Source organism: Rhizobium sp. BK379, from assembly GCF_014193955.1.
GTDB lineage: Bacteria > Pseudomonadota > Alphaproteobacteria > Rhizobiales > Rhizobiaceae > Rhizobium.
This window is the reverse complement of the sequence record NZ_JACIAD010000005.1, coordinates 429,957-454,622: the sequence shown is the minus strand read 5'-3', so window position 1 is coordinate 454,622 and position 24,666 is coordinate 429,957. Positions and strand designations below refer to the sequence as shown.

The 24,666-nt window shown below is 57.7% G+C and carries 25 protein-coding genes; 8 read left to right on the top strand and 17 right to left on the bottom strand.

The features are described 5' to 3' along the window. Window positions 1-4: 4 nt before the first annotated feature. The 7 genes from trpB to FHT93_RS23810 form a co-directional block, all read right to left on the bottom strand. Window positions 5-1,225, bottom strand: a complete 1,221-nt coding sequence (gene trpB / locus FHT93_RS23840) for a tryptophan synthase subunit beta (RefSeq protein WP_113013470.1) — start codon at window positions 1,223-1,225, stop codon at window positions 5-7. Beyond that, window positions 1,222-1,896 (bottom strand): phosphoribosylanthranilate isomerase, encoded by a 675-nt coding sequence (locus FHT93_RS23835; protein WP_112544980.1) that lies wholly within the window; start codon window positions 1,894-1,896, stop codon window positions 1,222-1,224. The genes trpB and FHT93_RS23835 overlap by 4 nt, the downstream gene beginning before the upstream one ends. Window positions 1,897-1,968: 72 nt before the next feature. Beyond that, window positions 1,969-2,727 carry a SprT family zinc-dependent metalloprotease gene (locus FHT93_RS23830; protein ID WP_113013469.1) on the bottom strand — a complete coding sequence of 253 codons (759 nt, stop codon included), beginning with the start codon at window positions 2,725-2,727 and terminating at the stop codon, window positions 1,969-1,971. A gap of 88 nt (window positions 2,728-2,815) precedes the next feature. Beyond that, window positions 2,816-3,250 (bottom strand): DUF2852 domain-containing protein, encoded by a 435-nt coding sequence (locus tag FHT93_RS23825; protein WP_112544978.1) that lies wholly within the window; start codon window positions 3,248-3,250, stop codon window positions 2,816-2,818. A gap of 144 nt (window positions 3,251-3,394) precedes the next feature. After that, complete coding sequence (gene phaZ, locus FHT93_RS23820) at window positions 3,395-4,669, bottom strand: polyhydroxyalkanoate depolymerase (RefSeq protein WP_112970664.1); 1,275 nt, start codon at window positions 4,667-4,669, stop codon at window positions 3,395-3,397. 207 nt (window positions 4,670-4,876) lie between these two features. Then, complete coding sequence (locus FHT93_RS23815) at window positions 4,877-5,719, bottom strand: fumarylacetoacetate hydrolase family protein (protein WP_112544976.1); 843 nt, start codon at window positions 5,717-5,719, stop codon at window positions 4,877-4,879. Between the two features lie 92 nt (window positions 5,720-5,811). Continuing rightward, complete coding sequence (locus FHT93_RS23810) at window positions 5,812-6,765, bottom strand: glutathione S-transferase family protein (RefSeq protein WP_113013468.1); 954 nt, start codon at window positions 6,763-6,765, stop codon at window positions 5,812-5,814. A gap of 193 nt (window positions 6,766-6,958) precedes the next feature. On the opposite strand from FHT93_RS23810, the gene FHT93_RS23805 reads away from it, so the two are divergent. Then, complete coding sequence (locus tag FHT93_RS23805; protein ID WP_113013516.1) at window positions 6,959-7,555, top strand: nitroreductase family protein; 597 nt, start codon at window positions 6,959-6,961, stop codon at window positions 7,553-7,555. A 61-nt stretch (window positions 7,556-7,616) separates the two neighbouring features. On the opposite strand, the gene gyrB is transcribed toward FHT93_RS23805, so the two are convergent. The 5 genes from gyrB to FHT93_RS23780 form a co-directional block, all read right to left on the bottom strand. Further along, entirely contained in the window at window positions 7,617-10,052 is a 2,436-nt protein-coding gene (gene gyrB, locus FHT93_RS23800) for a DNA topoisomerase (ATP-hydrolyzing) subunit B (RefSeq protein ID WP_113013467.1), read from the bottom strand. 133 nt (window positions 10,053-10,185) lie between these two features. Then, window positions 10,186-10,563 (bottom strand): helix-turn-helix domain-containing protein, encoded by a 378-nt coding sequence (locus tag FHT93_RS23795; RefSeq protein WP_112544972.1) that lies wholly within the window; start codon window positions 10,561-10,563, stop codon window positions 10,186-10,188. Next, a complete protein-coding gene (locus FHT93_RS23790; protein ID WP_112544971.1) occupies window positions 10,560-11,129 on the bottom strand; it encodes a Smr/MutS family protein in 570 nt (189 codons plus the stop codon). The genes FHT93_RS23795 and FHT93_RS23790 overlap by 4 nt, the downstream gene beginning before the upstream one ends. Then, window positions 11,129-12,244, bottom strand: coding sequence for a murein transglycosylase A (locus FHT93_RS23785; RefSeq protein WP_113013466.1), 1,116 nt, complete (start codon window positions 12,242-12,244; stop codon window positions 11,129-11,131). The genes FHT93_RS23790 and FHT93_RS23785 overlap by 1 nt, the downstream gene beginning before the upstream one ends. Beyond that, complete coding sequence (locus FHT93_RS23780) at window positions 12,237-12,941, bottom strand: Tim44/TimA family putative adaptor protein (protein ID WP_113013465.1); 705 nt, start codon at window positions 12,939-12,941, stop codon at window positions 12,237-12,239. The genes FHT93_RS23785 and FHT93_RS23780 overlap by 8 nt, the downstream gene beginning before the upstream one ends. Before the next feature lie 126 nt (window positions 12,942-13,067). On the opposite strand from FHT93_RS23780, the gene FHT93_RS23775 reads away from it, so the two are divergent. Continuing rightward, a complete protein-coding gene (locus tag FHT93_RS23775; protein ID WP_112970669.1) occupies window positions 13,068-13,586 on the top strand; it encodes an FxsA family protein in 519 nt (172 codons plus the stop codon). A gap of 98 nt (window positions 13,587-13,684) precedes the next feature. Next, complete coding sequence (secB, locus tag FHT93_RS23770; protein WP_112544967.1) at window positions 13,685-14,167, top strand: protein-export chaperone SecB; 483 nt, start codon at window positions 13,685-13,687, stop codon at window positions 14,165-14,167. A gap of 59 nt (window positions 14,168-14,226) precedes the next feature. Here secB and dnaQ read toward each other — a convergent pair whose 3' ends face one another. From dnaQ to FHT93_RS23745, 5 genes are read right to left on the bottom strand one after another with little or no spacing between them, the layout of a single operon-like run. Further along, entirely contained in the window at window positions 14,227-14,946 is a 720-nt protein-coding gene (gene dnaQ, locus FHT93_RS23765) for a DNA polymerase III subunit epsilon (protein WP_113013464.1), read from the bottom strand. Continuing rightward, complete coding sequence (coaE, locus tag FHT93_RS23760; RefSeq protein ID WP_113204244.1) at window positions 14,939-15,550, bottom strand: dephospho-CoA kinase; 612 nt, start codon at window positions 15,548-15,550, stop codon at window positions 14,939-14,941. The genes dnaQ and coaE overlap by 8 nt, the downstream gene beginning before the upstream one ends. Beyond that, on the bottom strand, window positions 15,550-16,407 hold the full coding sequence (locus tag FHT93_RS23755; RefSeq protein ID WP_183849704.1) for a shikimate dehydrogenase: 858 nt from the start codon (window positions 16,405-16,407) through the stop codon (window positions 15,550-15,552). The genes coaE and FHT93_RS23755 overlap by 1 nt, the downstream gene beginning before the upstream one ends. After that, the gene (locus FHT93_RS23750; protein WP_113013461.1) at window positions 16,400-16,999 is read right to left on the bottom strand and encodes a Maf-like protein; all 600 of its coding nucleotides are present in this window, start codon (window positions 16,997-16,999) and stop codon (window positions 16,400-16,402) included. Before FHT93_RS23750 ends, FHT93_RS23755 begins: the two co-directional genes overlap by 8 nt. A 34-nt stretch (window positions 17,000-17,033) precedes the next feature. Next, window positions 17,034-17,855, bottom strand: a complete 822-nt coding sequence (locus FHT93_RS23745) for a pyruvate, water dikinase regulatory protein (RefSeq protein WP_112970674.1) — start codon at window positions 17,853-17,855, stop codon at window positions 17,034-17,036. 402 nt (window positions 17,856-18,257) lie between these two features. On the opposite strand from FHT93_RS23745, the gene hemE reads away from it, so the two are divergent. From hemE to mnmG, 5 genes are all read left to right on the top strand, one after another. After that, entirely contained in the window at window positions 18,258-19,295 is a 1,038-nt protein-coding gene (gene hemE, locus FHT93_RS23740) for a uroporphyrinogen decarboxylase (protein WP_183849702.1), read from the top strand. Then, window positions 19,295-19,831 carry a protoporphyrinogen oxidase HemJ gene (hemJ, locus tag FHT93_RS23735; RefSeq protein ID WP_029868908.1) on the top strand — a complete coding sequence of 179 codons (537 nt, stop codon included), beginning with the start codon at window positions 19,295-19,297 and terminating at the stop codon, window positions 19,829-19,831. The genes hemE and hemJ overlap by 1 nt, the downstream gene beginning before the upstream one ends. A 197-nt stretch (window positions 19,832-20,028) precedes the next feature. Continuing rightward, entirely contained in the window at window positions 20,029-21,294 is a 1,266-nt protein-coding gene (gene rho / locus FHT93_RS23730) for a transcription termination factor Rho (RefSeq protein ID WP_029868909.1), read from the top strand. Window positions 21,295-21,397: 103 nt separating this feature from the next. Beyond that, the gene (mnmE, locus tag FHT93_RS23725; RefSeq protein WP_183849700.1) at window positions 21,398-22,720 is read left to right on the top strand and encodes a tRNA uridine-5-carboxymethylaminomethyl(34) synthesis GTPase MnmE; all 1,323 of its coding nucleotides are present in this window, start codon (window positions 21,398-21,400) and stop codon (window positions 22,718-22,720) included. A gap of 64 nt (window positions 22,721-22,784) precedes the next feature. Then, window positions 22,785-24,659, top strand: coding sequence for a tRNA uridine-5-carboxymethylaminomethyl(34) synthesis enzyme MnmG (gene mnmG / locus FHT93_RS23720; protein ID WP_183849698.1), 1,875 nt, complete (start codon window positions 22,785-22,787; stop codon window positions 24,657-24,659). Window positions 24,660-24,666 lie beyond the last annotated feature (7 nt).

The window sequence follows — 24,666 nt, the reverse complement described above, 5'->3', positions numbered from 1 at the left end:
TTACTTACTGCCCCATTCCCAGGATCTTGCCGACGGTGAAGATATCCTTGTCGCCGCGGCCGGAGAGGTTCATCAGGATGATCTCGTCCTTGCCCATCTTGGGCGCGCGCTTGATGACTTCGGCAAGCGCATGCGAAGGCTCAAGCGCCGGAATGATGCCCTCAAGGCGCGTCAGCGTCTGAAAGGCTTCAAGCGCTTCATGGTCCATGATCGGCACATATTCCGCGCGGCCGATATCGTTCAGCCATGAATGTTCCGGGCCGATACCAGGGTAGTCAAGGCCAGCCGAGATCGAATGACCTTCCTTGATCTGCCCGTCATCGTCCTGGAGCAGATAGGTACGGTTGCCGTGCAGTACGCCCGGCGAGCCGGCCGTGATCGAGGCACAGTGCTCGTCGCCCTGCAGGCCCTTGCCGCCGGCTTCAACGCCGACAATCTTGACGTCCTTATCATCGAGGAAAGGATGAAAGATGCCGATCGCATTCGAGCCGCCGCCGACGGCAGCAACGACGAGATCCGGCAGACGGCCTTCGGCCTCAAGGATCTGCTGCTTGGCTTCCGTGCCGATGACGGCCTGGAAATCGCGGACCATTTCCGGATAGGGATGCGGGCCGGCGGCCGTACCGATCAGGTAATAGGTGTCATCGACGTTGGTGACCCAGTCACGCAGCGCCTCGTTCATCGCATCCTTCAGCGTGCCGCTACCCGCCGTGACGGGCTTTACCTCGGCACCCAGCAGCTTCATGCGGAAAACGTTCGGTGCCTGACGCTCGACGTCGGTGGCGCCCATATAGACGACACAGGGAAAGCCGAAGCGTGCGGCGACGGTGGCGGAAGCCACGCCATGCTGGCCGGCACCGGTTTCCGCGATAATGCGGGTCTTGCCCATGCGCTTGGCAAGCAGGATCTGGCCGATGCAGTTGTTGATCTTGTGCGAACCCGTATGATTCAGCTCTTCGCGCTTGAAATAGATCTTGGCGCCGCCGAGATGCTGGGTCAGGCGTTCGGCGTAATAAAGCGGGCTCGGCCGGCCAATATAATGGGTGCCGAGATGCTTCAATTCCGCCTGGAATTCCGGATCTTCCTTCGCCTTGTTCCATTCTTCCTGCAGATCCAGGATCAGGGGCATGAGGGTTTCGGCCACGAAGCGGCCCCCGTAAATGCCGAAGCGGCCGTCTTCGTCTGGACCGGCGCGGAAGGAATTCGGTTTAGGCGTCTCGTTCAATTTACACTCCCTGTGGTCGTTTCAGGCATACATGCCTGATCAACCGCATCGAAAAACTCATCGATCATCTCCAGGCTCTTCACGCCCGGTGCACTCTCGACACCGGAGGCGGTATCGACACCCGGCGCCTTCGTCATTGCAAGAGCCTGGCCGACATTGGCCTTGTTGAGCCCACCTGACAGCATGTAGTCGACATTGCCGTCAAGCCAGGTGAGCAGGCCCCAATCAAAGGAAACGCCGTTGCCGCCTGGCAGTTCAGATCCTTTCGGCGGCTTGGCGTCGAAGAGGAAGCGGTCAGCTATGCCAATATAGGCTTCGACCTTCTTCAGGTCGTCGGTGGTGCGGACCGACAATGCCTTGATGACAGGGATGCCGTACATCGCCTTGATGGTCAGCACGCGCTCGGGGCTCTCGCTGCCGTGGAGCTGGAGCATGTCAGGGCGCAGAAGTGCAACGATTTCATCAAGATCATCATTGCTCGGATCAACCAAGACGGCAACGACCTTAGCCTTGCCGCGCACAGGTTCGGCCAGCTTGCCGGCAATGTCCGGCTCGACGTAACGCGGGCTTTTCTGGAAAAAGTTGAAGCCGATATGCGTCGCTCCGCGCTTCAATGCGCGCTCGACAGTTTCAGGCGTCTTCAAACCGCAGATCTTGATATCCGGTCTCATGGCAGCGAAGTGACACGAAACGAGCGAAGAGTCGAGCCAATTTGCAATGCCGGCCGTATTTAACGGGAGCGCTTATTCGAACTCTATCGCGTGCAATTGACTGCCATGACGCTTCAGCCAGGATTTCGCCTCTTCCATGTGTGGGCAAAGCTTCTTGCAGAGCGCCCAGAAGTGCGGGCCGTGGTTCATTTCCTTCAAATGTGCAACCTCATGGGCGGCGAGGTAATCGATCACCGAAGGTGGTGCCATGACGATGCGCCAGGAGAAGCTCAGGTTTCCTTCCGAGGAGCAGGAGCCCCAGCGGCTGCGGGTATCCTTCATGGAAATCGAGCGGATCGGTGCCTTGATGGAGCCGGCATGCAGGCGCGACAGTCTCTCGAGATCGCTGCGCGCCTCCTTCTTGAGGAAGGTCGCGATGCGGCGGCCGATATGTTCCGGCATGCCGCTGACGCGAAGCACCGGTTTGCCGTCCAGCACGATAGCCTCAGTCAGCCCACGCAGGCTGCCGGTGTGCTCGATGCGATGTCTGATGCCGCGAAAGAGAATTTCGCCGCCATCGCGCAGGCCCGTATCTGTCGAGAATTTCGCAAGCTTGGTCAGCAGCCAGCCCTGATGCCGATCAAGGAAGGCGTTGACTTCGCGGGCGGCAAGCCCTTTCGGAACCGTCATCTTCAGTGCACGGCCGCCTGGCTCGATACGAAGGGTGATCCGGGTCGCCCGATCATGCTGCTTGATCGTCAAGGGCATGAGGCGGCCGGCGACATCCAGCGTCCGCTTTTCGGGCGGGGCCGGTTTTTTCGTCGCACGGCGGATCTTCGGGAGCGGAAACATAGGAGTTTTCTATACGATTCGGCAGAAATCCGGGCAAAGAAAAACCGGCATCGGAAGCGATGCCGGCCGTAGATTTTCTGTGATCTGCTTACGGCGTCTGGTATTCGGCGACCGGACCATTGTCGTCGCGTCGACCGTTCTTGCGATCGCGCATGAATCGGTCGAACTCTTCCTGATCCTTGGCGCGGCGAAGCTCGCGCAGGTAGGAATCGAATTCCTCACGCATTTCATCTAGCTTGCGGCGCTCCTCCTCGATGCGATCGAGTTCGGCCTTGCGCCAATCGTCGAAGGCGACGTTGCCTGTCGAGAAATGCGGGCGGTGACGGCCATGCGAACGGCGGCAGCCTGCAAAGAAGCCATCCGTTGCCTGGTTGACGTCACGCTTGAAGCCACGCAGCCGCTCGCCGAAGATGATATAGGCAAGCATGGCCAGCCCCAGAGGCCAGAAAACCATGAAGCCGAGGATCATCAAGGCAACGGTAGCCGGAGTCCAATCCGGGCGAAGCAATGCTGACTGGTTCATCGTGCGGTATCCTCGCGTTCAGCACCCGACAGGATGCCGAGTGCTGAAAAAACAGATGGTTACCGCTGAACCGGCCTTCAAGACGATATCAGGTTAAATCGAGCAAAGCCTTGAATCGATGGCATTAAATCAGCGTTTTCTAACTCATGCCGATTTGCCGCCCTTGATGACGCGCTGGACCGGCGGCTTCTTGGCGCGGGAATGCTGGCGCGTGAAGCTGACGATGCGCGGCGCGATCTCGCGGCGGAAGCGGGAACCATTGAAGACGCCATAGTGGCCGACATCCGGCTGCAGGTAATGCATGCGCATGTGCTCAGGGATGTTCACGCAGATGGTCTGGGCTGCATGCGTCTGGCCGACACCGGAGATATCGTCGTTTTCGCCCTCTACGGTCAGCAGAGCGACGTTACGGATTGCCGAGGGATCGACCCGCTTGCCGCGATGCATCAGCTCGCCCTTCGGCAGCGCGTGTTTCATGAAGACCTGATCGACCGTCTGGAGGTAGAATTCCGCGGTCAGATCCATGACGGCCAAATATTCATCGTAGAAATCGCGATGCTTTTCCGGCTCGCCGTCGTTCTTCACGAGATGCATGAAGAATTCCTTGTGGGCGATCAGGTGGCGATCGAGGTTCATCGACATAAAGCCGGAAAGCTGCAGGAAACCCGGATAGACGGGGCGCATGAAGCCCGGCTGCGGCCAGGGCACGTTCATGACGACATTGTCGGCAAACCATTCGAGCGGGCGCTCCTTGGCAAGCTTGTTGACGGCCGTCGGATTGATACGGGTATCGATCGGGCCACCCATCAGCGTCATCGATGACGGAGCGAGCGGATCCTTGGCCTCTTCCATGATCGCAGCAGCTGCGAGGACCGGCACCGAGGGCTGACAGACGGCGATAACATGTGTGTCATGGCCAAGGAAATGCAGCATCTCGATGACGTAATCGATGTAATCGGAAAGATCGAAAGTACCTTCCGTCATAGGCACCATTCGGGCATCGACCCAGTCGGTAATATAGATATCAGCACTCGGCAAAAGCGCTTCGACGGTGCCGCGCAGCAGCGTCGCATAGTGGCCGGACATCGGTGCTACGATGAGGATGCGCGGGTCGCCGCTATGGCCGGCCGGTACATCGCGAGAGAAATGCAGGAGACTGCAGAAGGAGCGCGTCCAGACCACTTCCTCGCGAACCGCAACCTTCTTGCCGTCGATGACGGTCTCATTGAGCCCAAATTCCGGCTTGCCGTAACGGCGCGTCGTGCGCTCAAACATTTCGAGGCTGGCCGAAATGGTGCGGCCGAGCGGTGTCTGCGAGAAGGGGTTCAGCGGATTGGCATAGGCAAAACGCATCATATCGGCTGCAGCGCGGAAGGGAGCCAACGCCGCATGGTTTAATTCATAAAGCTGGTAGAACATGGAGGGCGCCACCTTTCTCTATCCGGCAAAGACGGCGCCGATTGAAGGGCACCGGACTCTTTCCGTTAACGCTGGCACATCAACGTAGGCTAACAGGTTTTTGTTGCACAGCAACATAACATTAGAGTCCGAAAGAAAAATGCCGGGAAATTGATCCCCGGCATTATCTTGGTGCACAAAGTTTAAGCTTTTCAGCCGGAAAAACAGTTAACGATCCGCTACGAAGAGCTGCTTCTGAGTGCCGAGGCCGTCGATACCGAGTTCGACAACGTCGCCGTCCTTCAGGAAACGCGGGGGTTTCATGCCCATGCCGACACCCGGAGGCGTGCCGGTCGAGATAACATCGCCCGGCTGCAGAGACATGAACTGGCTGAGATAGGACACGACGAAAGCGACGCCGTAGACCATGGTCTTGGTGGAGCCGTCCTGCATCGTCTGCCCGTTGACCTTGAGCCACATGCCGAGGTCCTGCGGGTTCCCGACCTCATCCTTGGTGACGAGCCAGGGGCCGATCGGCCCAAAGGTGTCGCAGGACTTGCCCTTGGTCCACTGGCCGGAACGCTCGGTCTGGAAGGCGCGCTCGGAGACGTCGTTGGAGACGCAGTAGCCGGCGACATAATCCAGAGCCTCGGCTTCGCTCACATACTTGGCGGTCTTGCCGATAACGACACCAAGCTCGACTTCCCAGTCGGTCTTTTCGGAACCGCGCGGGATCTGGACATTGTCGTTCGGGCCGACGATCGCCGAGGTTGCCTTCATGAAGATGACGGGCTCGGGGGGCACAGTCGCGCCGGTCTCAGCCGCATGGTCTGAGTAGTTCAGGCCGATGCAGATGAATTTGCCGGTGCCGGCAACGCAGGCGCCGATACGGCCGGGTGACAGTTCCGGCAGGCTCTTCGGATCAAGGGCGGCGATCTTTGCAAGACCTGCCGGCGTGATCGCCTCGCCGCCGATATCGGCGACATGGGCAGAAAGATCGCGGATCTTGCCATCGGCATCAAGCAGGGCCGGCTTTTCGCGGCCCGCTTCTCCAACGCGCATCAGCTTCATGAATATCCTCCTCATGGAAAGCGGGGTGCGCCACCTATGAACGAATTATTCATCGGTGTCATTATGACTTTGCGCGGAAGCGGTACGCCTATCTAGAAAATTTCGGCGAGCTTCGGCCCCATCGGGACGATCCGCGTGGGATTGAGGCTCTCGATCGAATAATAGCCGCGCTTGATGTGATCGAAATTCACGGTCTCGGCAATGCCGGGCCAATCCAGCATCCGGCGGCAGAAAGCCCGAAGATTGGCGTAATCCGACAGGCGCCGCAGGTTGCACTTGAAGAGACCGTGGTAGGCGACGTCGAAACGCACCAGCGTGACGAACAGGCGGATGTCGGCCTCCGTCGGATGCTCGGCAAAGAGAAAGTTGCGTCCTTCGAACTGAGGTTCAATCCAGTCGAGGCAAGCGAAAACCTCGGCAAAAGCCTCTTCATAGGCGATCTGGGTCGTCGCAAAGCCGGTACGATAAACACCGTTGTTCAGGGAGGGATAGATGCGCTCGTTGAAGGCATCGATTTCGTTACGCTTAGCGGCCGGATAGAGATCGATGTCACCACGGGCAAGATCACCAAAACCGCTGTTCAACATGCGCAGAATATCGGAGGATTCGTTATTGACGATGGTGCTGCGCTGCTTGTCCCAGAGAACCGGCACCGTCGCGCGCCCGGTAAAACCGGAATCCGCTTTCGTGTAGATCTCATGCATGTAGGCGGCGCCGTTCAGGTCATCGGCGGTAGCACCGGGATAATCGCCGAAACGCCAGCCCTGCTTGCTGAGTGTCGGCTCGACGATCGAAACCGAGATGACGTCCTCCAGGCCCCTAAGCTTGAGGCCGATCAGCGTGCGCGAAGCCCAGGGGCAGATATAGGCCACATAGAGATGATAGCGGCCAGCTTCAGCGACAAAACCACCCTCACCTGTCGGGCCAGCGCTGCCGTCAGGCGTCACCCAGTTACGGAAGCTCGATATCTGGCGGACGAAACCACCCTTCTCATCTTTGGCCTGGACCGGTTGCCAATCCTCGGTCCATTTCCCATTCACCAGCATCCCGTATCTCCTGATTGATCGGATTGATGCTGCTTTACCGGCAGTTCTTCGCGCGCGTAAGATCAATTTCTGGAAACAGATTGTGCACTGGCCGCGATCAAACTTTGCTTGCCAAGCAAGCGACTACGGAAATATCACTTGAGCGATATCCGCAATGGAATCCTCCCTCCATCGCCAACTTCCGGAAGCCAGCATGACGAAAGCCAATAGCCGCCAATCCGAATATCCAATCGACCCGATGTTTCTCGAGCGTTGGTCACCACGCGCCTTTACCGGTGAGACTATCGAAGAAACCCAGCTTCTGACACTGCTCGACGCCGCGCACTGGGCACCATCCTCCGCGAATATGCAGCCCTGGCGGTTCCTTTACGCATTGAAGGGCTCGGAGCATTGGGAAGAGTTCGTGAGCCTGCTCGTCGAATCCAACCAGGAATGGGCGAAGAACGCTTCGGCGCTGATCTTTGTGGTTTCGCGCAGTTTCAACGGCGCTCGCAGCGAGGGGCGGTCAAGCTATACGCACTCTTTCGATGCCGGCACAGCTTGGGGCCACCTTGCCATGCAGGCCCGCATTTCCGGCTTCTATGCCCATGGCATGGGCGGCATCAAGCATGACGAGATCAAGGAAAAGCTTGGCGTTCCCGATGGTTACCGCGTCGAAGCGGGCATTGCCGTCGGTCGCATCGCCGATAAGAACACCCTTTCCGAGCGTAACCGCGAACGCGAATTTCCGAGCCAGCGCAAGCCGCTCTCGGAGGTCGTCTTCAACGGCCATTTCATCGGCAACGATTGATCGCCAAATAAAAAGCCCCGCAAGCTGATGGTTGCGGGGCTTTTTCGTGACCAGTTTCGGGTCAGATATCTAGGTTTGCAACGCTCAGCGCATTGTCCTGGATGAATTCGCGGCGCGGTTCGACTTCATCGCCCATCAGGCGGGCAAAGAGACCGTCGGCATCAGTCGCATCGGCGACCTTGACCTGCAACAGCGAGCGAACGTTCGGATCGAGCGTCGTTTCCCAGAGCTGCTCGGCATTCATTTCACCGAGACCCTTGTAGCGCTGCATCGTCAGTCCCTTGCGGCCGCTTGCAAAAATCGCATCGAGAAGAGCGCGCGGACCGGAAATTTCGACATCGCCGTCACGCCGGCTCAGTACCGGTGGCGTCTGATAGATTTCCTTCATGCGTGGCGTCAGCTGATCGATAAGACGGGCATCCTGCGAGCCGATCAGCGCCATGTCGAGCACAACGACTTCCTTGACGCCACGAACCATGCGTTCCAGGCGAATGCCGCCCTCGCTGGTGAGGTTGCCTTCCCAGCCGCGTTCGGTTTCCTCGGCGATGATATCGAGCCGCTTGGCGACTTCACTCGCCAATTCCTGGGCGCGCCCGGCATTGCTGACGGTTTCGGCATTGAGCGCGCCGGCGATGGCCGCCTGTTCGACGACCGCACGATTGTAGCGCGAATGCAGGTTGTCGAGCAGCGCACGCAGGCGCAGGGCATCGTGAATGACCTCATTCAGATCCTGGCCGACACGGACTTCGCCGCTGGCGAGCTTCAACGCCGCATCTTCCAGGCCCTGGCCGATCAGATAATCTTCCAGCGCTTTTTCGTTCTTGACGTACTGGACCGACTTGCCGCGCGAGACCTTATAGAGCGGTGGCTGGGCGATATAGAGATGACCGCGCTCGATCAGTTCCGGCATCTGCCGGAAGAAGAAGGTGAGCAACAGCGTACGGATGTGGGCGCCGTCGACGTCGGCATCCGTCATAATAATGATCTTGTGGTAGCGCAGCTTCTCGGCATTGAACTCGTCCTTGCCGATACCAGTGCCGAGCGCAGTGATCAGCGTACCGATTTCCTGGCTGGAGAGCATCTTATCGAAGCGGGCACGCTCGACATTCAGGATCTTGCCGCGCAGCGGCAGGATCGCCTGATTTTCGCGCGAGCGCCCCTGCTTTGCAGAACCGCCTGCGGAGTCACCCTCGACGAGGAAGACTTCCGACTTGGCCGGATCACGTTCCGAGCAGTCGGCAAGCTTGCCGGGCAGCGAGGCGATATCGAGCGCACCCTTGCGGCGCGTCAGTTCGCGTGCCCTGCGGGCGGCTTCACGGGCGGCAGCGGCTTCAACGACCTTGCCGACGAGAATCTTGGCTTCGCTCGGATGTTCCTCGAACCACGTATTCAAGGCCTCATTGACGAGGCTTTCTACGACAGGGCGAACTTCCGACGAAACAAGTTTGTCTTTCGTCTGCGATGAGAATTTTGGATCCGGTACCTTAACCGACAGGACTGCGGTTAGACCTTCGCGACAATCTTCGCCCTGCAGCGTCACCTTTTCCTTTTTCGTAATGCCGGAATTATCGGCATAGGAAACGACCTGACGTGTCAATGCGGCACGGAAGCCGGCCATATGCGTGCCGCCATCGCGCTGAGGGATGTTGTTGGTGAAGCAAAGCACGTTCTCGTGATAGCTGTCGTTCCACCACATGGCCACTTCGACGGTGATGCCATCCTTCTCGCCGCGGATCGCGACGGGCTTTTCGACAAGCGGCTTCTTGGCACGGTCGAGATAGGAAACAAAGGCTTCGAGACCTCCGTCATAGACCATCTCTTCCTGCTTGATGTCGGAGTGACGCTTATCCGTCAGCAGAATGCGGACGCCGGAATTGAGGAAGGCGAGTTCCCGCAGGCGGTGCTCGAGCGTGCCGTAGTCGAACTCCGTCATCGTGAAGGTTCCGCTGCTCGGCATGAAGCTGACTTCCGTGCCGGTCTCGTTGCCCGCTTCGCCCGTCACCTTCAACGGAGCATCCGCTACGCCGTGGGTGAAGCTCATCTCATGAACCTTGCCCTGGCGACGGATTTTTAGTTTCAGCCAGACGGAGAGTGCGTTGACGACCGAAACGCCCACACCATGCAGACCACCGGAAACCTTGTAGGAATTCTGGTCGAATTTACCGCCGGCGTGGAGCTGGGTCATGATGACTTCGGCTGCCGATACGCCTTCGCCGCTGTGAATATCGGTCGGAATGCCGCGGCCGTTGTCCGTCACGGTTACAGAGCCATCCGGGTTGAGCGAAACGGTGACGATATCGGCATGGCCGGCCAGCGCTTCATCGATCGCGTTATCGACGACTTCATAGACCATGTGGTGGAGGCCCGAGCCGTCGTCGGTATCGCCGATATACATGCCGGGGCGTTTGCGCACGGCATCGAGGCCCTTCAGGACCTTGATGGAATCTGCGCCATATTCGGTGTTTACGCCGTTTTCCGTCGCGGGTGCATCGGTCATTCTGTCGAGATTTTCCCTGTTGTCGTCAGCAACGGCGCGCCTTGCGAATCACCGGCTTTTTCAATGTCGAATATAGGTTTTTTGCAGCGAGTTCCCAATGGCAAGGCCCTAAAACAAGGCATAAATCAGGGGATTATGACGCTTTTCCGTCCACTTTGCCGCCATTTTCAAGAAGCGCCGATAACCGGGCGATATCGCCGCTGTCAAGGCTGCGGATTCGCTTGGCCAGACGATTGGCAAATTCGGTATATTCGGGCGGCAGGCCCGAGGTATCGACCACCACACGCGGATCGGAAGAGCCGGCAACGAGGAAGAGTTCCTCGGCCTCATCCCAAATGATGTTGAAGTAGCCTGCGATGCGCTGCAGCAGATCGAAGCTCGGCACACCGCGCTTTCCGTGCTCGAGCGCCGAGAGATAGGCGGGCGAGACATTGAGCGCCGCAGCCATCTCTTTCTGCGTGACTCCCTTGCGGGCGCGCAGCTTTCGGACTGCTTCGGCAAACGGCGTCACAACGTTTCCCCGGCCCGCCGCGAGAGGCGGATATAGAGGGCACCCGCCCCACCATGATGTTGGGCCGCAGGTTCATATGACGAAATCAGAAACCGAAATTCCGGCTTGGAAAACCAGAGCGGCACTGCACGCTTCAAGGCGCCTTCGCTGCCCATTGAACTGCCTTTTCCAGTGATGACCAGGACATGCCGCATGCCGCGTTCATGCGCGCGGATCAGGAAATCGAGCAGAAATGAATGCGCCTCACTCTGGACCATGCCATGAAGATCGATCCGTGCTTCCAGCGCCAGCTTACCCTTGGCAATCTTGCGCTTGACCGGACGCTCCAGCGGATGGTGGACGCCCGAGGGCTGTTTTGCGGGTATCTGGGCTGCTGCTTGCTGCGGGAGCGGTGTGGCCGCCCTCTGCTTTTCTACTTTTTCCTGTTCGGCGGCCGCCTCAGCCTCCGCCAAGAAGGCATCGAGGGCAGTCAATTCATTCGTCTTGCCGGGCATAGGCCGGGTACTGCGGGCGACCTTCCCCCAGAGGATCCTCTCGTCTGCACTGAGCTTGCGGTCCTTCGCCATCAGAGGAACCTCGCTGCAGCGGCATTGGGGATGAGAATTGCGAAATCGGCATCGTTGCGTACCGTTCCCGCCAACTCTCCTGCATCATAGCCCGAACCAGTGAAAATATCTCCGCGCGCGGGACCGACAATTGCCGAACCGGTGTCCAGCGCCAGCATCAGCCGTTGAAACGGCTTGCCGGCATCAAGGTGTGTCAGGGTTTCGGAGCGGATGAAAAATGGAAAACCGAATGTATGGATCAGGCGGTCGACGGCGAGCGAACGCCCTGCGGGAAGCGGCACTTTCGCTGCGGCGATCGGCCCTGCATTTACATTGTCAACCGCTGTTTCTCGAAAGAAAATATAGGACCGGTTATGCCAGAGGACTTCGTCGATCTGGTCCGGATGAGCGGCAAGCCACGCACGGATCGCCTGCATCGAAATTTTCGCGCGGTCGATCTCGCCGCGGTCGATCAGCAGCTTGCCGATCGCCGAAAACGGATGACCGGCTTTTGCGGCGTAGGTGATGCGGCCAAGTCTGCCATCCGGATAGCGTAGCCGGGCAGCGCCCTGCACATGGACAAAGAAAAGATCGACCTCCGATTTTACCCAGGCGATCTCGAGACCACGGCCTTCGAGATAGCCCTGATCGATGTCGCGGCGATCCGGATAGGCATCGATCAGTCCGTCACGCACACGCCCGAATGCGTAGGAACTATCGAGATTGCCAGGACGATTTTGATCGTCGAGGTCGACAAGATCGTCCGGTCGCCGGTAGATCGGAAACCGGTAGGTCGCGTCCCGTCTGTCGGAAACTTCGATTTCGGGTTCGTAGAAGGCGGTGACGAAACCGCTAGCACCGTCGGCCCGGACAATCCGAAACGGCTGACAGTGCTTCTCGAAAAAGGCGCGCGCTTCGTCGGCCGAAGACGGACGAAACGCCTCTGCTTCCTCCAGCAATGGAAGGAGGTCTGCTGAACTCAGCCCCAGCGACCCGCTACGATAGTGTTTCGTTTCGGAAATATGGCGGCGACAGGCAGCCATGACTTCAAAAAGGCTGGAGGGATCGTCATCCCTCCAGCCTTTCAATGCGTCGAAACTGACTGCCTGAAGGGTAAAGCCGGCTGCGTCACTCATGTTCCGATTCGGTCGCGACGAGTTTCCAGTTGGGGTCACGCGATCGCGTATCGCGAGCGAAGGTCCAGAGATCGTTGACCTCGGCGACATTTTCGGCATCGCCATCGATCAACACATCGCTCTTGTCGTAAGTCGCTGAGATCAGCTGGCTGATGATGCGCACAGTGATTTGCGCCTCGCTGCCCTTGGTCTCGGCATGGGTGATCTCGGCCTTGTCGATGCCCACGAAAGTGGACTTCATCTTCTCGCCCTTGCTTTCGCGATCGCTGATCGCCGCGTCGAAGCCGTCATAGACTTCCCGGGAGAGAAGATTCTTCAGCGTTTTGCGATCGCCATCGGCAAAGGCCATGACAATCATCTCGTAGGCCATCCGGGCGCCGTTCAAGAATTCCTTCGGGTCGAAGGAGGCATCGGCTCTGTTGAGCGCGCGCAGCGATTCGTTCAGCGGCGTGCCTGCCGGCGCGAAGGCGTCGATGGCGGAAAAGCGATCTTCCTCTTCTCCGTTCACATCGCGCCGCGGCAGGGTTACGACCTTGCCGGCATCGGCGCTATCGTTTTGCACAGCATCCCGTGGCGTATAGAGATCACGCGGCGGCTTCTCATTTCCGGTGCGGCGTCCAAGAACGGACCGAAGCTGAAAGAAAATCAGCACCGCCGCCACCAAGAAAAATAATGTGATGAAGTCGTTTGAACTCATATCCCGCCGTTCGCTGTTAACATCCCTGATTTCTAGCCCCATATAGTCCGGCTATACGAATGATTCAAATCATGGCTGTTATCTTTGCCAGTGCCAAGAGGAGCCCGGGCCACTCGGGATAAAGAGATGCGTTTTTCCATGCTGCCGGTTTTCGCGCTGCTTCTGCCGCTTGCCGAGATCGCCGGCTTCGTGATTGTCGGCCGCGCAGTCGGACTCGCCGCGACGCTGGCGCTTGTCCTGCTTGGCTTTGTCATCGGTTCGTTCCTCTTGCGCCGGCAAGGTATCAGCATCCTGCGCCGCATGTCTGCCGAGGGGCGTGGTGGTACCATGCCCGGACGGGAATTGCTCAATCCGGCAATGAACGTGATCGCGGCGCTGCTCTTCATCATCCCCGGCTTTCTCTCGGATATTCTGGCGATCCTGCTTCTTATCCCGCAGGTTCGCAACCTGCTCTGGCGGTCGATTGCGAAGCGTTTCGTCGTCGTCGGCACCAGCGGCGGAGGCTTCTCCGCATCGTCGCGTCCGGATTTTGAGAACCGGCCGGGCAAGCCAAGCGATTCAAAGGTGGTCGATCTCGATGAAGAGGACTATCATCGCCAACCGAACGAAAACTCACCTTGGTCCGGAAAAAGGCTCGGCGACTAGGGCCGAGGCACGTTAACTGCCCCGGAGGCCCAGGGTTGTAAGCCCCTCCCCGAAATGTTAGATGGCGGCACCATCCAATGCCCCTCGAGGAAAAGCCCATGGCAGACGACAACAACAGCAACGGCGCAACGAGCCCGACCCTTTCGATCCTTGCCCAGTACGTCAAGGATCTTTCCTTCGAAAACCCGGGCGCACCGCGCTCGCTTCAGGCCCGCGACAAGGCACCGGCGATCAACATCAATGTGAACGTCAACGCCAATCCGCTGTCCGACACGGATTTCGATGTCGTGCTTTCGCTGATTGCCGAAGCCAAGGAAGGCGACAAGACGGTCTTCCACACCGAGCTCGTCTATGGCGGCGTCTTCCGCGTTGCCGGCTTCCCCCAGGAACACATGCTGCCGGTTCTCTTCATCGAGTGCCCGCGCATGCTCTTCCCGTTTGCGCGCCAGATCATTGCCGACGTCACGCGCAATGGCGGCTTCCCGCCGCTGATGATCGATCCGATCGACTTCGCGCAGATGTTCGCGCAGCGTGTTGCTGAAGAGCAGGCCCGTTCCAAGGTTCAGGCCGTTCCGAACTGAGCCCCTCTTTACAGGCCCTCGAAATCAGATGCCCGGCTTTTGTCCGGGCATTTTTATTTTCAGTTGAGCTGTTCGTATTTCGACCAAACCGCCTTTTGACCAAGCTTGGCGATCAGGGCCTGATGGGCCTCGGCTTCCGCTTCGCTCAATCGCGGCGCCAGGGGCCGCGGTCTCTCCATGATGGCTGCGACCACAACTTCGTCCGCCTCGGCATTGTCCTTGTTCTGGCTCGCAGATCCTGCGACGCCGAGCCCCAGTGCAGCCTGCCGGCCGCCGATCATTTCTATGTAGACTTCGGCGAGAAGTTCGGAGTCGAGGAGAGCACCGTGTTTGGTACGGTGCGAGTTGTCGATGCCATACCGGCGGCAGAGAGCGTCGAGCGAGTTCGGTCCCATAGGATGCTTGCGGCGAGCAAGAGAGAGCGTGTCGATCACGCGATCCGGCAGGATCGGCGGCTGACCAAGCCTGGCAAGCTCGGCATTCACGAAGCCCATGTCGAAAGTGGCGTTGTGGGCGATCCACTTGCCGTCGTCGCCGAAGAATTCCAGGATCTCCTCGACGACATCGGCAAAGGGCGGCTTGTCCTTCAGGAACTCGTCTGTGATGCCGTGAACGGCGAGCGCATCCGGATGGACCTTCTGATCACCCGGATTGACGAAAAGGTGAAGCGTCCTTCCTGTCGGGAAATGATTGAAGAGTTCGATGCCGCCGATTTCGATGATGCGGTCCATGCGGTTGTCGAGGCCGGTGGTTTCCGTATCGAAAATAATCTCACGCATGCGGGACTTCTTCCTTCGCTATCCGCTTCTTCAAGTCGGCGACGATATCTGCCACCTGTTCTCTCGTCGTCTCTATGGCGTGGCTGCTATCCACGATGTAGTCGGCCCGACGGCGTTTTTCCGCATCCGACATCTGGCGGGAGAGAATCATATTGAATTTTTCTTCCGTCATGTTCGGTCGCGCAAGCACCCTCTCCCGCTGAATCTGTGGATCGGCGCTGACAACGACAATGACATCCACCCTCTTTTCCGCGCCGGTTTCAAAAAGCAGGGGGATGTCGAGCACGACCATATCTGCTCCCACCTCTTTCTGCCGTGCCAGGAATTCACTCTCCCGCTTGCGCACCAGGGGATGAACAATCTCTTCGAGCCGCTTGAAGCCAGTTGGATCTCGAGCGAGTTGGCGGCCAAGTTGCTCACGGTCGACGACACCGTTCTTCATTGTACCGGGGAAAGCAGCGTTGACCAAAGGTGCTGCCTCGCCGGCATAGAGATCGTGTACGACAGCATCCGAATCGTTGACCGCGACACCGGCTTCGGCAAAGAGCTTCGCCGTTGTCGACTTGCCCATTCCGATGGAGCCGGTGAGGCCGATCTTCAGCATCAGTGTCTTTCCATATCTGCAATGATCAGTGCACGTAGCGTTTCATCGACGACGGGCCGCCTGCCGAACCATTTTTCAAACCCCGGAACTGCCTGATGCAGGAGCATGCCGAGGCCATCGACGACGGCAAAACCCTGTTCATCGGCCTGTGCGAGGATCGGTGTTTTCAGCGGCACATAAACGATGTCGGTAACGACTGCGTCCAAGAGCATCGGAGAGAAATCGATGGCGGGCGCTGCCTCGCCGTCCATGCCGAGAGAGGTGGTGTTGATGAAGAGGCCTGCCCCTTTCATCACTTCGCCGAGAGCTGCGGTCGGGTGGGCATGGACTTTCGAACCGAAGCGATCGGCCAGTTCTTGCGCCCGCTCTACGGTGCGGTTGACGACATGGATTTCCTTGAAGCCGCGGTCGCGGACCGCTTGGATGACGGCGCGACTTGCACCGCCGGCGCCGAAGATGACGACCCGGTCATGCCGGTCCCATCCCGGATGGCGCTCATCGAGATTGGCGGTGAAGCCGCGACCATCCGTATTGGTCGCGAGTATTTGCCCGTCCTCCAGCCACAGCGTATTCGAGGCGCCGAGTTCTTCCGAAAGCTCATCCGGCCTGTCAGCGAGTTTGAACGCCATCTCCTTATGGGGAATCGTGACATTGCCGCCGACGAAACCGGCGCTGCCGGTTCTTAAAGAGACGATAAAATCTGCAAAGGTTTCCGGTGCGACCTCATGCGCGCGGTAGCTGCCGGGCAGATCGAGGGTCTTCAACCAGTAGCCATGGATCAATGGTGAGCGCGAGTGCTTGACGGGAAAGCCCGTGACAAACGCCTTCGGCCCATGTGTTTCACGTGAATCATCCATCAATCGCATCCAGTTCCCGGAGTTTTGCAAGGAGGGGCAGCATGGGCAGACCGAGGATCGTGAAGTAGTCTCCGTCGATCTTCTCGAACAGCTGGATCCCCTCTCCCTCAAGCTGATAGGCGCCGACGCTTGCCAGCGCCTTTGATCCGACGCGGTTCAAATGGCGCGCAATGAAATCATCAGTCAGCGGGCGTATCGCCAGTTCGGCATGCGCCACATGCTGCCATAAGACCTCGCCGTCTCTGACGATGGCGACTGCACTGTTCAGGCGGTGCGTTTTGCCGCCTAGCATGCGCAGATGGTTGGCGGCATCCGCCATGTCCTTCGGCTTGTGAAAGACCTGGGCACCGAGAGACATCGTCTGGTCCGAACCGATGACGAGGGCACCACCGAAGCGCCGGCTGACTTCACCCGCTTTTGCTTCGGCTAGAACGAGTGCCACCTCGTCCGGCGTGGCGCCCGATTTTTCCAGAGGTGCTTCGATTGCCCGTTCGTCAATGTGAGCGGCATGGGCTTCAAAAGCCAAGCCAGCATTTTTCATCAGCATCTGCCGGAACGGGCTCGATGATGCGAGAACGAGCTTCGGTGTCATCCAGGTCCTCGAGAGCGATTCAGTCGTTCAGCGCTTAACGCAGCTTTGGGCGCAGGGCAACGATTGCCGCTGCGGTTTCCTCGATCGAGCGCCGGGTGACGTCGATCATTGGCCAATTGTGACGAGCACAAAGGGAGCGCGCATATTTCAGCTCCTCCGAGATTGCGGCACGGTCGGTATAATGTTCCCGGTCGAAACCGGGCGTTGAGCCGAGAAGGCGATTCTCCCGGACCTGAGAAATCCGGTCGGTCGTTGCGATGAGGCAGACGATCAAGGGTTTTGTCGCGGTCGCCAAAGCTTCGGGCAAAGGCACACCATAGACGATCGGGATATTCGCAGTCTTGATGCCACGGTTTGCGAGATAGATGCTGGTCGGCGTCTTCGACGTGCGGCTGATGCCGACGATGACGACATCGGCTTCATTATAATCCTCCGGCATCTGGCCGTCGTCGTGATCCATCGTGAAATTCAGTGCTTCGATGCGCGCGAAGTAGCCGGCATTCATGACGTGCTGCGCCCCGACCCGCCTTCTGGAGGGAGCTCCAAGATAGATCTGGAACGCGCCGATAACAGGTTCCAGCACGTTGACGGAGGCAACGCCCATTTCCGCGCAGCGTTCATCAATGATGCTGGCAAGCTCAGGATCGACGATCGTGTAGAGAACAATGCCGGGTTCACTGTCGATCGCCTGAAGGACGGGCATCAGCTGCTTGCGGTTTCGGATCAGCGGATAGACGTGCTCGATCGGCTGAGACGACTTGAACTGAGCCGAGGCGGCGCGGCCGGCGGAGATCAGAGTCTCCCCGGTCGAGTCAGAAATCAGATGCAGATGGAAGAAGTTCGTTCTGTTCTCCACGCTATTTTCCGCTGCCTGTTGAAAAGACTGGACAGCGAAGAGCTAATGGCGGGGCGGGGATCGAGGCAAGGGAAAACATGCCCGTTTATCCACATCCGGAACTTTCGAGTGTCACTCCGGAGACGCTTGTGGACTGTGGGGATGATATTCATCCCTTCCGAGATGATGCACAGCTTGTCCACAAGTTGAGGGTCAAAGTGAAGGCTTGGAAGCCCTTGGAATCTTTGCCGGATTCGAAGCAATCACCATTTTCTTCAGAGGTGCAGCATTTTCGATCCTCGTCAGCGTCGCGGGCGTGACAAATCGCGCTGTCAGTGGATGGATTTTAATCCTTGATAGACACCGACTCTAAGAAATAGAAACCTTTTAAAATATCTTTGGATTTTTATAGGGAAGAAGCGCTTGAGCGAAACGCGCCGGAAAATTATGCGGGTTCTAGACGGAGAAACCCTCTCGCCCCCTCCCCTCTGGCTCATGAGACAGGCAGGTCGCTATCTGCCGGAGTACAGAGAAACGCGCGCGAAGGCAGGAAGTTTCCTCGATCTCTGTTATTCGCCTGACCATGCAGTCGAAGTGAGCCTTCAGCCGATACGGCGCTACGGCTTTGACGCCGCTATCCTGTTTTCGGATATCCTCGTCATTCCTGATGCGATGAAGCGCAATGTGCGTTTTACCGAGGGGCATGGCCCGGAGATGGATCCTATTGATGAGACAGGCATCGCTGGGCTCGACGGGGAACATGTCGTCGATTACCTGCAGCCTGTGCTGGAGACGGTAAAGCGTCTGAGGAATGAGCTGTCTTCAGACACGACGCTCCTCGGCTTCTGCGGCGCTCCCTGGACGGTTGCGACCTATATGATCGCTGGCCGCGGCACACCTGACCAAGCGCCTGCGCGTCTGTTCGCGTATAGGCATCCGCGTGCGTTCGAGCATTTGCTGATGCTGCTTGCGGATGTCTCTGCCGACTATCTCGTGGCCCAGATCGATGCGGGTGCTGATGCGGTGCAGATCTTCGATTCCTGGGCCGGTGTTCTCGGCGAGAAGGAATTTGAAGCTTTCGCAATCCGTCCGGTGGCGCGCATGATCGCTTCAATCAGGTCGCGGCGACCGCAGGCGCGGATCATCGCTTTCGCCAAAGGTGCGGGCTACCTGCTCAAGACTTACCGGCAGAAGACCGGGGCTGATGCGATCGGGCTCGACTGGTCCGTGCCGCTTGCCTTTGCGGCCGAGCTGCAGAAGGACGGACCAGTGCAGGGCAATCTCGATCCAATGCGTGTCGTAGCTGGCGGTCGCTCACTGGAGGAAGGTATCGACGATATTCTTCAGGCGCTCGGGAACGGACCGCTGATCTTCAATCTCGGTCATGGCATTACGCCGCAGGCGGATCCGGAGAATGTACGCCGTCTTGTCGAGCGCGTGCGTGGCGCGAGGGTAGCGTAGTGGAGAAGCAAACGGATAAGCGACCAGGTGTCTATGCGCGCCGGCGCGCCCATTTTGCGCTGATCTTCTTTGCACTTCTGGCCGTTGGGCTTTTCGCTTGGAACCCGGATAATCTCTATCTGTGGATCAAGGCGCTTCACATCATCGCGGTGATTTCCTGGATGGCGGGGCTTTTTTATATGCCACGGCTTTTCATCTATCATACGGATGCTGAGCCCGGTTCGGCGCAATCCGAGACCTTCAAGGTGATGGAGCGGCGGTTGCTCAGGATCATCATGAACCCGGCCATGATGCTGACATGGATTCTCGGCCTTTATCTCGCCTGGTCAGTGTATGGTTTCCAGGGCGGCTGGCTGCATGCCAAGATTGGGCTCGTGGTTCTTCTGACGCTGGTCCATGTTTTCTTCAGCAGGGCCGTAAGCGCCTTTGAACGTGACGAAAACCGCCGTTCGGCCCGCTATTGGCGCTTCATGAACGAGGCTCCGACAGTGCTGATGATCCTCATCGTTATCCTCGTCGTGGTAAAGCCATTTTAAGGCCGGAGGTGGCTGCGGTTAAATTTCAGTCATTTTAAGCAGCCCCCTTGCGGGCCGGGTTGTGACTCGCTATTTTCCGCGCATCTCATCTTCGTGGCATGTGTGTAGAGTTCAGTCGCCTGCGAGCCCCTTTCGCAGTACCGAATACGACCCAACATCGCCTTTCCCCTTCTAAAATAAAGAGTATTGGTCACTTCATGGCTGAAATGAAGCTTCAGGAACTTAAGAGTAAATCCCCGACGGATCTTCTGGCTTTTGCCGAATCGCTCGAGGTCGAGAATGCGAGCACGATGCGCAAGCAGGAGCTCATGTTCGCAATCCTCAAGGTTCTTGCCAGCCAGGATATCGAAATCATCGGCGAAGGCGTCGTTGAAGTCCTGCAGGATGGTTTCGGGTTTCTGCGTTCCGCAAATGCTAACTACCTGCCCGGCCCGGACGATATCTACATCTCGCCCTCCCAGATTCGCCGCTTCTCGCTGAAGACCGGCGACACGGTCGAGGGTCCTATCCGCGGTCCGAAGGAAGGCGAACGCTATTTCGCACTTCTCAAGGTCAACACGATCAATTTCGACGATCCCGAAAAGATCCGTCATAAGGTTCACTTCGACAACCTGACGCCGCTCTATCCGAACGAGCGGTTCAAGATGGAACTGGATGTTCCGACATCGAAAGATCTCTCGCCGCGCGTCATCGATCTCGTAGCGCCTCTCGGCAAGGGCCAGCGCGGTCTTATCGTTGCTCCCCCGCGTACGGGTAAAACGGTTCTCCTGCAGAACATCGCGCACTCGATTACAGCGAACCATCCGGAATGCTATCTGATAGTTCTGCTGATCGACGAACGCCCGGAAGAAGTCACGGACATGCAGCGTTCGGTCCGTGGGGAAGTTATCTCTTCCACATTTGACGAGCCAGCGGTTCGGCACGTGCAGGTTGCCGAAATGGTGATCGAGAAGGCCAAGCGCCTCGTGGAACACGGCCGCGACGTTGTCATCCTGCTCGATTCCATCACCCGTCTCGGCCGCGCTTACAATACCGTCGTTCCTTCGTCCGGTAAGGTTCTGACGGGTGGTGTCGACGCCAACGCGCTGCAGCGCCCGAAGCGCTTCTTCGGCGCGGCCCGCAATATCGAGGAAGGCGGCTCGCTGACCATCATCGCGACGGCTCTTATCGATACCGGCAGCCGCATGGACGAAGTCATCTTTGAAGAGTTCAAGGGCACCGGCAACTCTGAAATCGTCCTCGACCGTAAGGTCGCTGACAAGCGTATCTTCCCGGCCATGGACATTCTCAAGTCCGGTACGCGTAAGGAAGACCTGCTCGTGCCGCGCCAGGATCTGCAGAAGATCTTCGTTCTGCGTCGTATTCTCGCTCCGATGGGCACGACGGATGCGATTGAATTCCTTATCGACAAGCTGAAACAGACGAAGAATAATGGTGATTTCTTCGACTCGATGAATACCTGATCATTAGCCGGATTCCTCAGATTGAGGCTGGTGAGTCGTTTATACGACCGCCAGCCTTTTCTGTTTCAGATAGATTCGGAAGCGAACCGATAGGCCGAGGTCCATGGAAGCGTGGAACGATACCATATTTGCTCTTTCGAGCGGCGCGCCGCCGTCAGGCGTGTCCGTCATTCGTGTCAGTGGCCCGCAAACCACTGCGATCCTGGAGGCATTGGCTGGTGAGACTCCATCGCCGCGAATGGCGTCATACCGAACGATTCGGACTCGGAACGGTTTTCCCATTGATACCGGTCTGATCCTTTTCTTTCGCGGCCCGGCCTCTTTTACCGGCGAGGATTCAGCAGAATTTCAGATCCACGGCTCAAGAGCCGTTATATCGGCTCTGTCCCAGGAGCTGGCGGCGTTCCCAGATACCCGACTTGCACTGCAAGGCGAGTTCAGCCGCCGTGCCTTTGAAAACGGCAAGCTTGATCTTGTCGAAGTCGAAGGTCTGGCAGATCTTATCGCCGCCGAGACGGAGATGCAGCGCCGGCTGGCGCTCGAACAGAGTTCGGGAGGACTGTCGCGGCTATACGATTCGTGGGCGGAACGAATTACGCGTTCTCGTGCCCTAATTGAAGCCGAACTCGACTTTCCGGATGAAGACGACGTTCCAGGCTCGATTTCAGATCAAATCTGGATATCCCTCACAGAACTTCGCCAAGAGATCCGGAATCATCTTTCGCATGCGGATATGGGTGAAATCGTTCGAGACGGCTTCAAGGTTGTTATTGCGGGCGCACCAAACGCCGGGAAGTCGAGCCTTATGAACTGGTTCGCGCAGAAAGACGTGGCAATCGTCACCGAAATCGCGGGCACGACGCGCGACATTCTCCATGTCGACATCAATTTGAACGGCTATCTAGTCAGGCTCTATGACACTGCCGGCCTGCGGGATACGGCCGATATCGTGGAGCAGGAAGGTATCAGGAGAGCGCAGGTAGCATTGACCAACGCGGATCTCGTACTTTTTCTGGCAGACATCGGATCATCGAATCCGATAGACGCCGCCGACTTGGAACGCGCACCTTCGCATGTTATTGTCGGGACCAAGCGAGATCTATATCCTTCGGCTGCTTCCTACGATCTTCAGATTTCGACATTGACGGGTGAAGGTCTTCCGGAACTTCGGGACTTCGTTTTCTCCTCTATTGAACAGAAGTTCGAGGGGTTGTCCCTTGCTGTTCCAACACGGGAGCGCCACAGGGATTCGCTTGCGAAGTGCCTGACTGCCCTCTCGGTGGCGATCGATCAGGCGGAGCAGAGTTTGGAGATCAGAGCGGAGTCGTTGAGGCTCTCAAGTGACTATCTGGGACGTATTACCGGACGAGTGGATGTTGAAGATCTTCTCGGCGTCATCTTCTCTGAGTTCTGTATCGGTAAATGATTCACGTGGAACACGGATCGCAGTAGATGCAGAGTTTCACGTGAAACCTTTTGTGGAGTAGCGCATGAGCGCCTGCAGTTATGACGTTATCGTAATCGGAGGCGGTCACGCCGGATCCGAAGCAGCTGCTGCGGCTGCCAGGATGGGTGCAAAGACTGCCTTGATTACGCATCGACGCGATACAATCGGAATAATGTCCTGCAACCCAGCCATCGGCGGCCTCGGTAAAGGCCATCTCGTCCGCGAGATAGATGCGATGGACGGTCTTATGGGCCGTATTGCCGATGCAGCGGGCATCCAGTTCCGAATGTTGAACAAGAAGAAGGGTGCGGCTGTACGCGGTCCACGGACACAGGCCGATCGTAAACTCTATCGTCTTGCTATGCTGGATGCCATTGAAGCCATCGAGAACCTCAACGTGATCGAGGGCGATGCTTTTGATCTAGACATTAGGGACAATCGAGTCGCTGGCGTAATGATGAAGGACGGGAGGCTCATCGCGAGCCCATCTGTTGTCATAACGACCGGCACGTTCCTTCGGGGGCTCATCCATATAGGAAGCGTAAAGACACCAGCAGGTCGGACGGGAGAGCCGCCTTCGATGGGACTTTCGATGACCTTTCTCCGATTGGGTTTGAAACTGGGACGCCTTAAAACTGGGACTCCAGCACGACTGAACGGAAAGACGATTGATTGGGAATCAGTCGGGCGACAGGCTGCGGATGATGAATTGATTCCGTTCTCCTTCATGACGGACCATATTACAAGTGCACAGGTCGAATGCGGTGTAACGAGGACCACGGAAGCGACGCATCGGATCATCGTCGACAATCTGCAGAAATCGGCGATGTATTCTGGTCAGATCGAAGGTGTCGGTCCGCGCTACTGTCCATCGATCGAGGACAAGCTCGTCAAATTTGGCGAGAGAGACGGGCACCAGATCTTTCTTGAGCCAGAGGGGCTCGATGACGACACCGTTTATCCGAATGGAATTTCAACATCTCTACCGGCGGATGTGCAGGCCGCGTTTATTGGCACTATTCCAGGCTTGGAGCGCGTGGAGATATTGCACCCGGGCTACGCGATTGAATATGATCATGTCGATCCACGTGAGTTGACGGCCACGTTGGAAGTCAAGAAGCTTCCCGGACTCTTCCTGGCGGGGCAGATCAATGGAACGACAGGTTATGAAGAAGCAGCCGCCCAAGGCCTTGCCGCGGGCCTTAACGCGGCATTGTCGAGCGGGAACTCGAAGCCGTTCATATTCAGCCGTACAAACTCGTATATCGGCGTTATGATAGACGACCTGACGTCGAGAGGTGTTACGGAACCGTACCGAATGTTCACGTCTCGGGCTGAATATCGATTGACGCTTCGTGCGGACAATGCCGATGCGCGGCTTACGCCCGCAGCGATCGAACTGGGTTGTGTTTCCTCCGAACGCCGTGTTCGTTTTGCGGCATTCCAGGACGAACTGGAGAATGGGAGGGCATTGCTTCAGTCTCTGTCAGTTACGCCGAATGAGGCCCGAAAGTTTGGGCTTAACATTAACTTGGATGGCCAGCGCAGAACCGCCTATGAACTCCTGTCCTATCCCGAGTATACGTTCTCGGATTTGGGACATGTCTGGGGGGATTTGCACGCTTTCTCACGGAAGGTTTCGGAGGCCTTGGAGATTGAGGCGGGTTATTCGGTTTATATGGATCGTCAGGCCGCTGCCATAGAGGCGCAGCGGCGCGATGAGGCGCGAGCGATTCCTATGGACTTTGACTACAGTAGCCTGTCTGGACTTTCGAACGAGTTGAAGAACAAGCTGAACATCCAGAAGCCCGCGAATATAGCGCAGGCTCTGAAGGTGGAAGGCATGACACCCGCAGCGATCTCGCTTCTGTTGGTATATCTGCGCCGCGACGAAAGTGTTCGGACACAAGTCGCCTAATTGCTGC